Origin of the sequence: Burkholderia sp. BCC1644, assembly GCF_902833225.1 — a bacterium.
Taxonomy (GTDB): domain Bacteria; phylum Pseudomonadota; class Gammaproteobacteria; order Burkholderiales; family Burkholderiaceae; genus Burkholderia.
On sequence record NZ_CADFEI010000008.1, the window covers coordinates 277,484 to 289,754 of the forward strand.

General features: G+C 67.3%; 8 protein-coding genes and 1 pseudogene. 6 read left to right on the forward strand and 3 right to left on the reverse strand.

The features are described 5' to 3' along the window. Positions 1–83: 83 nt before the first annotated feature. Positions 84–980 carry a choline ABC transporter permease subunit gene (gene choW, locus HWX87_RS18480; RefSeq protein WP_176048457.1) on the reverse strand — a complete coding sequence of 299 codons (897 nt, stop codon included), beginning with the start codon at positions 978–980 and terminating at the stop codon, positions 84–86. Next, positions 973–2,264, reverse strand: a pseudogene (locus HWX87_RS18485) (glycine betaine/L-proline ABC transporter ATP-binding protein); the annotation flags it as partial. The gene choW and the pseudogene HWX87_RS18485, both read right to left, overlap by 8 nt. A gap of 495 nt (positions 2,265–2,759) precedes the next feature. On the opposite strand from HWX87_RS18485, the gene HWX87_RS18490 reads away from it, so the two are divergent. Next, the gene (locus HWX87_RS18490) at positions 2,760–6,134 is read left to right on the forward strand and encodes a DUF2339 domain-containing protein (protein WP_176048458.1); all 3,375 of its coding nucleotides are present in this window, start codon (positions 2,760–2,762) and stop codon (positions 6,132–6,134) included. Beyond that, positions 6,131–7,489 carry a DUF3999 domain-containing protein gene (locus HWX87_RS18495; RefSeq protein ID WP_176048459.1) on the forward strand — a complete coding sequence of 453 codons (1,359 nt, stop codon included), beginning with the start codon at positions 6,131–6,133 and terminating at the stop codon, positions 7,487–7,489. Before HWX87_RS18490 ends, HWX87_RS18495 begins: the two co-directional genes overlap by 4 nt. Positions 7,490–7,717: 228 nt before the next feature. Here the strand turns inward: HWX87_RS18495 and HWX87_RS18500 are convergent, their stop codons facing one another. After that, a complete protein-coding gene (locus HWX87_RS18500) occupies positions 7,718–8,506 on the reverse strand; it encodes a GNAT family N-acetyltransferase (RefSeq protein ID WP_176048460.1) in 789 nt (262 codons plus the stop codon). Positions 8,507–8,787: 281 nt separating this feature from the next. On the opposite strand from HWX87_RS18500, the gene HWX87_RS18505 reads away from it, so the two are divergent. From HWX87_RS18505 to HWX87_RS18520, 4 genes are all read left to right on the forward strand, one after another. Beyond that, on the forward strand, positions 8,788–9,093 hold the full coding sequence (locus tag HWX87_RS18505; RefSeq protein ID WP_176048461.1) for an NIPSNAP family protein: 306 nt from the start codon (positions 8,788–8,790) through the stop codon (positions 9,091–9,093). A 310-nt stretch (positions 9,094–9,403) separates the two neighbouring features. After that, the gene (locus HWX87_RS18510; RefSeq protein ID WP_176048462.1) at positions 9,404–10,054 is read left to right on the forward strand and encodes an NAD(P)H-dependent oxidoreductase; all 651 of its coding nucleotides are present in this window, start codon (positions 9,404–9,406) and stop codon (positions 10,052–10,054) included. A 238-nt stretch (positions 10,055–10,292) separates the two neighbouring features. Beyond that, positions 10,293–10,511 carry a transcriptional regulator gene (locus HWX87_RS18515; protein WP_124457124.1) on the forward strand — a complete coding sequence of 73 codons (219 nt, stop codon included), beginning with the start codon at positions 10,293–10,295 and terminating at the stop codon, positions 10,509–10,511. Positions 10,512–10,606: 95 nt separating this feature from the next. Beyond that, positions 10,607–11,509 (forward strand): ferritin-like domain-containing protein, encoded by a 903-nt coding sequence (locus HWX87_RS18520; RefSeq protein WP_176048463.1) that lies wholly within the window; start codon positions 10,607–10,609, stop codon positions 11,507–11,509. The last annotated feature ends 762 nt before the right edge of the window (positions 11,510–12,271 follow it).

Genomic DNA, 12,271 nt, shown 5'->3' on the forward strand with positions numbered 1-12,271 from the left:
GCAGGGAGCTAACCCCGCGGCACTGGCCGCGGAGGCAGTCATTCAGTCAGGGTGAGCGGCCGGGGGTTCCGGCCGCCAGTCGTTCAGGCCTGTGCGGGTGCGGCCTTCACGCGAAACAGCTGCTTGAGGCCCGAGAACAGCGGCGCCTTCACGGTGCCCGGCGCACGGCCGAAGCTTTCGGTGATGCGGTCGAGAATGATCGCGAGCAGCACGACCGACAGGCCGCTTTCGAAACCGAGGCCGATGTCGAGGCGCTGGATACTCGCGAGCACGTCGTTGCCGAGGCCGCCCGCGCCGACCATCGACGCGATGATCACCATCGACAGCGCCATCATGATCGTCTGGTTCACGCCCTGCATGATCGACGGCAGCGCGTTCGGGAACTGCACCTTGTACAGCAGCTGCCAAGGCGTGCAACCGAAGGCCTGGCCGGCTTCGACGATCTCGCGGTTCACGTGGCGGATACCGAGGCTCGTCAGGCGCACCGCCGGCGGCATCGCGAAGATCACCGTCGACAGGATCCCCGGCACGCGGCCGAGACCGAACAGCATCGCGGCCGGAATCAGGTAGACGAAGGCCGGCATCGTCTGCATCAGGTCGAGGATCGGGCGCACGATCGCGGCGACCCACTTGCTCTTCGCGGCCCAGATGCCGAGCGGAATGCCGAGCACGAGGCTGATGATCGTCGACGACAGCGTGAGGCCGAGCGTGATGACGGTCTGATCCCAGAAGCCCGTCGCGAAGATCAGCAGCAACGACGCGGTGGTGAACAGCGCGAAGCGCCAGCCCACCCGCCACAGTCCGACGCCGATGAAGATCGCCATCATCAGCCACATCGGAATCGCCTGCAGGCCGTGCTCGACGAATGCCGCGAGCCCCTCGATCGCCTGACCGATCGCGTCGAACGTCTTCGCGTCATGGTCGAGCAGGTAGTGAACGCCCTGGTCGACCCAGGTACCGAGCGGAATCATTTCAGACATGGGAGCCTCGCGAACGCGTGATGGCCTTCAGGATGAGCGCACGATCGACCGAGCCGCAGTAGCAGCCGTCGTCGTCGACGACGGGCAATGCATTCGGGCTCGCAACCACACGCGCGACGACATGTTCGAGCGACGCATCGTGCCGGATGCTTTCGATCGGCCGCACCGACGGCGTGTCCTGACCGATCGCGTCGCGCGTGACGAAGCCGCGGATCTTGCGTTGGGCGTCGAGCACGAACGCGTATTCGGCGCTGCCGTTCAGCGTCGCCGCGACGTTCGCGGCATCGCACTTCGACACGATCGGCACGGCGCCCGTCTGCATCAGGTCACCGGCAGTGAGGTAGCGGCTGGTGTCGATACCGTCGAAGAACGCACGCACGTAATCGTCGGCCGGGTTCGCGATGATGTCCTGCGGCGTACCGACCTGCACGAGGCGGCCGCCTTCCATGATCGCGATGCGGTTGCCGATGCGCAGCGCTTCCTCCAGATCGTGCGACACGAACATGATCGTGCGGCGCTGTTCCTTCTGCAGTTGCAGCAGCACGTCCTGCATTTCGCGGCGCTTGAGCGGATCGAGCGCGGAGAACGCCTCGTCCATGATCATCAGCGACGGGTTCACGGCCAGCGCGCGGGCAAGGCCGACGCGCTGCTGCATGCCGCCCGACAGCTCCGACGGCAGCTTGTGCGAGAACGGCGCGAGGCCGACCTGCTCGAGCACTTCCATCGCGCGGCGCTCGCGTTCCTTCTTGCCCATGCCCGCGACTTCGAGGCCGAACGCGGCATTCGACACGACGCTGCGATGCGGCATCAGCGCGAACGACTGGAACACCATGCTCATGTCCTTGCGGCGCAGCGCGGTCAACGCCGAGCGGCGCGCCGACGCGACGTCGAGCCCGTCGATCATCACCTTGCCGGCGCTCGGATCGACCAGCCGGTTCACGAGGCGAATCAGTGTGGACTTGCCGGAGCCGGACAGGCCCATCAGCACGAAAATTTCGCCTTCCTGCACTTCGAAGGAGACGTTGTGCACGCCGACGACCTGACCGGTGCGCTTGAGCACATCGTCTTTCGTCGCGCCGGCGGCGAGCATGTCGAGCGCCTGCTGCGGGTTACTTCCAAACACCTTGCACAGACCTTCGACCACGACCTTGGGGGCATCCATCGAAACCTTCTCCTCGTGTAGCGGGGACTCGCGCTTGTCATAGCGTGCCTACATAGTTGCCAGAAAAAACCCCGACCTGCCGACGAATTACGACAAACGCTTGCGCAAATACGACACGCCCTCCAGCCCCGCCTGGCGGGCCGCGCCGCGCGGCGGCACCCGATTGCGGCAGCGCAATACGCGCACACCCAACACCGGCGGGCATCGCCCGTCTGACTTGTGCGCAGCAGCGCGGCGCGCATCGCATGAGGTTTTGCGCCGATGCGCATCGGCGGTGCGTCGCTTTGCGACAAATTCACGTCCGATCCGGCGGACGTCTGTTCAGACGAAAACACCCAGCGCATTCACCGGTAAAAAGCATGACCGTGCAAAAAGCCGTTCGACGACACCGGACGGCGCACGCCGCGATACCGCGCCAACCCCGGAAATCCGCGACGGGCCGCTGTGATACATTCCCCGCAAACACGCTGATCGCGACGTTGCCGCAGGCCTTTCGCACGAGGGTCCACCCACGCGGCACGCGCATGCCGGTTCGCCTGCCGGCCGTGCTGAAACCGCCTCGATCCGGTGCAATCCGCGATCGATGGACGATAACGATAGTGAGAGGGAGCAAGGCGTTGAACTGGGCATTCGCCGTAATCGGTTTCGTCGTGGGCGGCATCGCCGCCCTGATCGGGGATTTCTCGGCCGCGAACGGCTCGCTGCTCGGGGCCGCCGTCGGGTTCTGTATCGGTCACGCGCTGCAGCAACACAGGCTCAAGAGCAAGCGCGCCGCGCCCGATGCGTTCGCGATGTCCGCGACAACACCTTCCACGCCGTTGCCGCTCGCCGATCGCGTCGCGCGCCTCGAAGCGACCGTCGACACGCTCACGCGCGAACTCGACTCGCTGCGCGCCCAGCTGGCCGGCGCGAAGACCGGTGCAGCGACAGCCGGCAGCGTCGCGCAAACGGCGTCGGCCGGTGCGGCATCCGCGCTGTCGTCGACACCCGTCCCGATACCGCCTGTACAACCCGCACAACCTGCCGCCGCACGAACCGGCACGCCGGCCTCCACCTCGATACCGGCACCGACGCCCGCGCCCGCAACCGCAGCGCGCCCGGCCGCACCCACGCCGGCTCCCGTCGGCACCACGGCAAGCCCCGCCGCCGCACCGGCCCGCCCTGCCCCGCCCGCGCCGCGCGAACCCGGCATCGTCGACCGTGCATTCGGCGCCGCGCGCGACTGGCTGCTCGGCGGCAACACGGTCGTGCGCGTCGGGGTCATCGTGCTGTTCTTCGGCGTTGCGTTCCTGCTCAAGTACGCAGCCGACAACAACATGCTGCCGATCGAATTCCGCCTCGCGGGCACGGCGCTCGCCGCGGCCGCGCTGCTCGCGATCGGCTGGCGCGTGCGGGCGCGCCGCGCGGCGTACGGCCTCGTCCTGCAAGGCGGCGGCATCGGCATCCTGTACCTGACGATCTTCGCCGCCACCAAGCTTTACGCGCTGCTGCCCGTCGGCGCGGCGTTCCCGCTGATGGTCGCGGTCTGCGCGTTGAGCGCGTTCCTCGCGGTGCGGCAGAACGCGCTGCCGCTCGCGTTCATGGGCAGCGCGGGCGGCTTCCTCGCGCCGGTGCTGCTGTCGACCGGCCAGGGCAACCACGTCGCGCTGTTCAGCTACTACGCGCTGCTGAACGCGGGCATCTTCGCGATCGCGTGGTTCAAGGCGTGGCGCCCGCTGAACCTGCTCGGCTTCGTATTCACGTTCACGATCGGCTCGGCGTGGGGCGTGACGGCCTATCGTCCCGCGCTGTTCGCGAGCACCGAGCCGTTCCTGATCCTGTTCTTCCTGATGTACGTCGGTATCGCACTGCTGTATGCGGTGAAACGCGAACTCGCGCTGCGGCACTACGTGGACGGCACGCTCGTGTTCGGCACGCCGATCGTCGCGACCGCGCTGCAGGCATCGCTCGTGAAGGGCATGCCATTCGGGCTCGCGTGGAGCGCCGTCGCGCTGTCCGCGTTCTATGTCGCCATCGCTGCGTGGCTCGCGCGGCGCCGCGATCGCCTCGGGCTGCTGTTCGAATCGATGCTCGCGCTCGCGGTCATCTTCGCGACGCTGGCCGTGCCGCTCGCCTTCTCGGGCCCGACGACCAGCGCCGCGTGGGCGATCGAAGGCGCGGCCATCGTGTGGCTCGGCGTGCGCCAGAAGCGCCTGCTGCCGTTCGGCTTCGGGCTGCTGATGCAGGTCGCCGCGGCCGGCGCGTTCTTCACGAGCCTGCTCGGGCCGGCCGACGCCACCGCGCTGCCCGTGCTCAACAGCCCGTACATCGCGATGCTGCTGATCGCGCTTGCCGGCCTGTTCACCGGCTGGTGGCTGCACGGGCGCGACGAAGCGCGCGCGTGGCATGCATGGATGCCCGAGAACGGCGCCGCGGCCGCTGCGTGGGGGCTGCTGTGGTGGGTCAGCGGCGGGCTGCACGAGATCCTCGTCTATGCGAGCCGTCACGTCGACCTGCATGTCGATCGCTTCGTCGTCGATACGACCGCGCTGTTTGCGGCCGGCACCGCGTGGCTCGCGCATGTCGCACGCCGCCGGCTCACGTGGCCGCTCGCCGAATGGCCCGCGCTTGCGCTGACGCCGGTGCTGGCCCTGCTCGCGCTGCGCGCGTTCGACGCACACGAAGCGCCGCTGTCGGGGATGGGCGCGTTCGCGTGGCCCGTCGCCGTCGGCGCGGGCCTTGCCCTGCTGTGGCGCCAGTCGCGCGGCACGGCCGGCACCGATGCCGCGAACGGCACGGTGCCATCGATCGCCGCCGGCATCGTCGCGCCGCTGCATACGCTGACGTTCTGGACCCTGTGCGGGCTGCTGTCGCTCGAAGGCTTCTGGCGCCTGCGCGCGTTCGTCCCCGAAGGCGCATGGAGCTGGAGCGCGTGGGCATACGGTTTCGGCGCGCTGCTCCTGCTCGTGTCGGGCCCCGGCTCGCGCCTGCGCTGGCCCGTCGCGGCGTTCCCGCGCGCGTACCAGGTATGGGGCGCCGCGCCGCTCGCCGCGCTGCTGTGGCTGTGGAGCCTCGCCAGCACGATCAGCGACGGCGATGCCGCACCGCTCTTCTGGCTGCCGCTGCTCAATCCGCTCGACATCGCGCAGTTCCTGATCTTCGTCGCGTTCGCCGTTTGGCTGCGCCGCCTGAAGACGCTCGGCATCGCATGGCATCCGCGCACCGTCGATTACGTTGCGGTCGCAACCGTATTCCTGTGGTTCAACGCGCTGATGCTGCGCACCTTGCATCACCGTTTCCACTTGGGTTACGACATCGACACCGTGCTGTCGTCGTTCGACATTCAGCAGGTATTCATGGTCGGCTGGAGCCTGTTCGCGTTCGCCGGGATGTGGCTGACGCGCCGCGACGGCATCGCGCGCGTATGCGCGTTCGCGTCGTTGCCGCTGATCGTCGTGATGTGGGTGTGGACCTTCTACGCGAACTTCACGCAGGACGGCGGAAACTGGGCGCGCGTGCCGCTCTTCAACCCGCTCGATCTCGTGCTCGCGGTCGTCTATGCGCTCGCTGCGTCGTGGTTCATCCGCGCGCGCAAGCTCGGCTGGTCGTTCGGCAAGTATCGCGTCGAGCTGCTGAGCGCGGCCGGCGCCACCGCGTTCCTGTGGCTGAACGCGATCCTGCTGCGCACGCTGCATCACTGGGCCGGCGTGCCGTACGAATTCGGCGCGATGGCCGAATCGACGCTCGTGCAGGCATCGGTGTCCGTGTACTGGACGCTCTGCGCGCTCGCGATCACGATCTGGGCCACGCGCCGCGGGCTGCGTCCGCTGTGGTTCGTCGGCGCAGCGCTGCTCGCGCTGACGGTCGTCAAGCTGTTCCTGTTCGACCTGTCGCATGTGACCGGTATCGAGCGCATCGTGTCGTTCATCGGCATCGGCGTGCTGCTGCTGTTGATCGGGTATTTCTCGCCGCTGCCGCCGAAGGCCGCCGCGCAACAGGACGACCAGCCATGAAGCGACTCGCCGCCCTGCTCGGACTGAGCCTGCTCGCGTCGTTCGCGGCGGCCGACGGCGCACCTGGCGCCGGACGCGTCACGCAACGCTTCGCGCTCGACCTCGACGGCAGCGCCGCGTATTACCAGCTCACCGTGCCGCAGCCCGTGTATGCGGCGAGCCGGCGCGACGATCTCGGCGACGTGCGCATCTTCAACGGCGCGGGCGAACCGGTGCCGTATTCGCTCGACGCACCCGTCGCGGCCACGCCCGCGGTACCGCCGACGCGCACGCCGGTGCACTGGTTTCCGCTGCCGCCGGCCCGCACCGACAACGGCAGCGCGCCGCTCGGCGTGACGGTCGGCCCGGACGGCGCGCTGCGCGCGGCGACCGCCGCACCGGCGCGCACGAAGCACGGCGCCGATCTCGTCGACCTGTCGCATACGGACGGCACCATCGACGCGCTGCTCGTGCATGTGGGCGACGACAGCTACCAGGGGCGTGTCGCGATCGAAGCGAGCGACGACCTGCGCAACTGGCGGTCGCTCGGCAGCACGCAGTTGCTGAAGGTCGGCCACGGCGACGACATGCTGGTGCAGGAACGCATCGCGCTCGAAGGCGCGGCACCTCGCTATCTGCGGCTGGACTGGCTCGACGGCGCGCCCGCGATCGCGTCGATCGACGTCGACACGCATCCGCGCGACGCGCGCGGGACTGACACCGCGTCCGTGCCGCGCCAGTGGCGCGACGCGGTGCGCGTGCGCGCCGGCAGTACGCCGGGCGAGTATCTGTTCGACACCGACGGCGCGTATCCGGTCGATCGCGTGCGCGTCGACCTGCCGCAGCCGAACACCGTCGCGCGCGCGACGCTGCAGAGCCGCACCGACGCGCAAGCGCCGTGGCGCGACGTCGCGGGCGCCGTGCTGTTCCGGCTGCAGGGCAAGGCCGGCGAGCAGCGCAATCCGCCGCTCGAGTTCGCGGCGGATACGGATCGCGCATGGCGGATCGTCGTCGACATGCGCAACGGCGGGTTCGGCGGCGGCCAGCCGGCCGTCGCGATCGGCTGGCATCCGGCCGCGCTGACCTTCGTCGCGCGCGGCACACCGCCGTTTACGCTCGGCGTCGGCGACGCTTCGCTGGTGTCGTCGGCGGTGAGCCGCGATGCGCTGCTGGTCGGCATGGCGCCCGAAGTGCGGCCCGCACGGGTCGGCGCGGCGCTGCCGGTATCGGCGGTCGCGCCGGTGCCGGCCGCAGATACCGACGCGACACGCCGCTACGTGCTGTGGGGCGCGCTGGTCGTCGCGGTCGGCGTGCTCGGCACGATCGCATGGCGACTCGCGAAAGGCGGCGACGACACGCGCGGCCGCGACGAGTGACGCGAAGCGCGTCGTCGCGCATGGGGCTTCCGTTTCCACGCAACCATCTTATGAAGGTTCGCGTGACGATCGCGGCAAAGAATCGCGTCAGGGCATAAAAAGCGCGTAAACGTCCGTTCGCCGCGACGCGGCGGGGGTGTCTCGAGGGCCGTAGACGAGCGGGAGCGCCACACTCCGCTCACGTGACGCTTACGCGGCAAAAGCAGGAAAGCGACCGGGGCGCGGCGCTCAGCCGAACGTGTAGCGCCCGTGCTGGCGCTGCCGCCACGGCGACGAGCGGCAGCTCGCGGCGCCGGCCGCACGACGCGCGGCCCAGCCGGCGCCGCGGCGCACGTGCGGGTCGCGCCGGGCCACCGCGGCCACGCGCGACGGCAACGCATGCGCAAGACGCCGCACGGCCGCGACACGTGCCGCCAGCCGCGACGCCGGCGATACGCGGCGCGCAACGTGTGCGACGGGCCGCTTGCAGAGGATTGCGCTGTCGTAGCGCTTACCGGTGAAACGCATCACGTCGACGACCTCGAAGCCCTGCATGCCGTAGAACGCCAGCAGGTGCGCTGCGGGATGCGGCGTATCGAGCGCGAGCAGCGTATAGCCGCGCAACGCGGCCCACTGCTCGGCGAACGCCAGCAGCAACGCGCCGATCCCGCGGCTCTGGCAATCGGGGTCCACGGCCACCTGGCGCACGCTCGCGACGCCTTCGCGCCGGTATAGCGAGCAGGCGGAAGACGGATCGGTCGCATACAGCGTGGCCGTGCCGACGACACGCCCGCCACGAACGGCGACGTAGCACTCGCCGGCTTCCGCACGGCGACGCGTGACGTCTTCGTCCTGATCGACGCACGTGCAGTTGAGCCCCATCGCGCCGAGCCGCGCGAAGGCGCGATGCAGCATCGGCGTGAGTTGTGCGTAGCTGTCGAATGCCGGATCGAAACGCCGTACGACCACCCGGTCGGCGCTCACGGAAGGCAGCGCGGCGGAGGGACGTTCGGCGATCGCGTTCCAGGGTATCGACATTGCAATGCTCCGTGGTTGGGATGCCCGAAGTCTATGAGCACGCCAGCCGCTGTCGCAAGAAAAAATGTCGTAAAAGTTCGGGGAAACGGGCGTGATAGACGCGTTGAAGGCAGTGCGCACCGGTGTGCCGCCCGCGTCGTTGCGAGCGCATGAAAGCGCACCGATCGTTGTTCGCGCAAGCAACTCGTCACGCGTCGGGATCGACGCCCGGCACGCACGCCGTTGACACCTGCGGCAACGCAATCCAGACTCGCTGCTCCCTCACCGCAACGCGAGCGTTCATGGTCACCTGCTTCCTTCGCTACGTCATCGATCCGTACAAGCTCGCCGAGTTTGAAACCTACGGCAAGATGTGGATTCCGCTCGTCGAGAAATTCGGCGGCACGCATCACGGCTACTTCCTGCCGTCCGAAGGCGCGAGCAACATCGCGCTCGCGATGTTCTCGTTCCCGAGCCTCGCCGAATACGAGCGCTACCGCGAACGCTCGAAGGAAGATCCGGCCTGCCAGGCCGCGTTCGGCTACGCCGAGGAAACGCGCTGCATCGTCAGCTACGAACGCAGCTTCTTCCGGCCGGTGTTCGAGTAACGGGAAACGTCAGCGACGCATCGCACCCCGTTTCCTGACCGGGCAAAAAAAAGCCCCGCCTGCATCCGCGCGGCGGGGCCAACCCATGTCAGTAGAGACATCATGGAGGAGACGGGCCCATCTTATCGACCGTGGCGCCCCCTCCCAACCAAGCATTTCTGCTATCGATCTGCGCGGCCGCGCACGCGACTGCCCCCGCCGCGCGGCATATCGATAGAACGAAAAGTCGTTTTCAGAGTGGCGACGGGGTCGTTACCATCTGGTTTTAAGCCTGTGCTTAGCCGGGCAAGCCATCCCCGAGGAGCGCCCCTTGACTGCATTCGATCAACACCGCCGCCCGTTCGTCGTCGGCATCGGCGGTACCACCCGAGCCGCGTCGTCGACCGAACGCGCGCTGTCGTTCGCGCTGCGCGGCGCGCAAGCCGCCGGCGCCCGGACGCGCCTGTTCGACGGCCCGTTCCTGCATACGCTGCCGCATTACGCTCCCGAACACAAAACGCTGACCGACGCGCAGCGCGAGCTGATCGACGCCGTGCGCCAGGCCGACGCGATCATCATCGCGACGCCCGGTTATCACGGCGGCGTCTCCGGTCTCGTCAAGAACGCGCTCGATACCCTCGAGGAACTGCGCGCCGACGAGCGCCCCTATCTCGACGGCCGCGCGGTCGGCCTGATCGTCACAGCGTACGGCTGGCAGGCGGCCGGCACCGTGCTGACGTCGGTGCGTTCGATCGTCCATGCACTGCGCGGCTGGCCGACACCGTTCGGCGCGACCGTCAACACGCTCGAAACGCGCTTCGACAGCGCCGACAGCTGCTCGGATCCGAAGGTCGCCGCGCAGCTCGAGACGGTCGGCGCGCAAGCGGCCGAATTCGCGCTCGCCTTCGCATCGCATCGTGCGGCGTCGCATGCCGCATCGGTCGACGCGCTCGCACCCGTGCTGAAGATCGCCAACCAGTAATCTCTGCTGCATTGCGCCGCGCGCCCCTCGGTCGATGAAACCCGACCGGCGCGCGCCGCGCGTCTTCGGATGCGTGGCGACACGCCATGCACGCTGTCGCCTCCCCCGCGCTGCACCTCCCCTGCGTACCCCCCGATAACGATTCGGCCTGCCGCGTGATTAGCATTGGCCGAAAGATTGGTTCACGGCGCCGACAGGTTTTCGTACGCTGAAAGTCCGAACTTTTTCCGCGCACGCCATGAACCGTACGATCCGCTACAAGGGCTATGAAGTCGCCCCCGCTGCCGCCCGGTTGCCGAACGGGCTGTTCGCCGCCAACCTGACGATCGAGAAGGCGAGCAGCGGCCCGTCGCCGCGCTCCGTGTCGTTCGACGCGATCGATTTCTTCTTCGAGGAAGAGCACGCGCTCGCCTACGCGTCGCGCTGGGGCCGCCTCTGGGTCGACACGAACGCGTGACGCGCGCCTGGCCGGCGCACGCATGGCCGCTCGAAAATACGCGATTACGAAAGCTATGCAAGAATCTTTCGACCCGTAATCGAATAACAACAGCCATGAGTGACACGCTGCAGGAAGAGCATGCAGCCGCAGATCACGCAATGCGCAACTGGACCTTCGAGAGGCAAGGTCCGGTCCGGATCGGTTCCGATGCGCACATGCAGATGTTCTGCCGCATGCTGCTCGACACACACAACCCGTACAAGCCGGCCGTGATCGACTGGCCGGCGCTCAAACCGGATGAACTCAGGCGGCTCACGTCGCTGCCGATCTGGGACATCGCGGTACAGACCGAAGGCCGCGCGTCGATCCGCGTGGCGACCTACGCGGCGACGGTCGACGATCCGCTGCTGCGCCGCGCGCTCGAGATGGACGGCGGCGAAGAAGCGCGCCACAAGGTCGTGCTGTCGAAGCTCGTCGAGGCATACGGCATCCGGCTCGCGCCCGAGCCGGCCTACCCGGCGCCGAAGGATCCCGAATGGTCGTGGATGATGACGGGCTTCAGCGAATGCATCGACAGCTTCTTCGCATTCGGCCTGTTCCGCTCCGCGCAGCGCTCCGGTTATTTCCCGCCCGAACTCGTCGACACCTTCGAGCCCGTGATCCAGGAAGAAGGCCGCCACATCCTGTTCTTCGCGAACTGGTACGCGTGGTACTGGCGCACGATGCCGTGGTGGCGCCGGCCCTGGTTCTTCGCGCGTGTTGCCGCCGTGTGGGTGCAACTGATCCGCGACCGGATCGGTATCGCGCGCGGCATCGATGCCGATGGCGCCGCGCGTGACGCGAACTTTCCGGCCACCGGCACGGCCGACATCGGCGACGCGTTGAACCCGCGCGAGCTGATCGAACTGTGTCTGGCCGAGAACGACCGGCGCATGGCCGGTTACGACAGGCGCCTGCTGCGCCCGATGTTCGTGCCGCGCATGGCGCGCTTCGCGCTGCGGTTTCTCAAGAAGTAACGTCGAAACGGTTGCCGAAGGTCATGGAGGCCGCCGCGCCTTCGTGGCCGGCGGCGAGCGACCGGTTCGGCCCGCGTTCGCCGATCGGGTGTTGCGCGCCCGATACACTCACTCCATCCCCGTTTTTCCTGTGACGCTTCAGTCCTTCCAGCGGGCCGGACACATTGCCGCACCCGGAACCTGACATTCGGGGCGTCGTCCCGGCGCTCATCGGCGGTCTTTTACGACCTGTCGACGCCGCGGGGGAAGCCGCCGTGGGGCCGCCTCCTTTGGCTGCCCCGCATGCTCCCCCAATTCCGCTCAAGCACCGATATGACCGATATCGTCAATAGGACAAATCCGATAGTTGAATGCTGACGACACAATCCACCGCTTTGTAGCAATTTTTTACAAATTCGACGAGCCCGCCTGCCGGGAACGCCCGCCACACGGGCAACTGCGCCGGACGGGATGCGCAAATCAGCATAGCCGGATATTCACGATTTCCAGTTAAATTGATTTTCAGACAACAACTTAAAATAAAAACAAATTCTCAATAAATCTCGAATTAACAGGTTAACAAGATTTCCCCCACATTATCCGCCGGCTCCGGAATTAACATTACATGATTGAAAGAATTTGTCGGCGCGCAAACGTTTGCTATTTCATTTGTCTTACTTTTCGAGCTCAGCCTTGTGTAACCCACCCCACATAACAGCCGTAACCATCTGATTTTTATACAGAAACATGACGTCACCCAGAAAAATTCAAACCCTACACGTC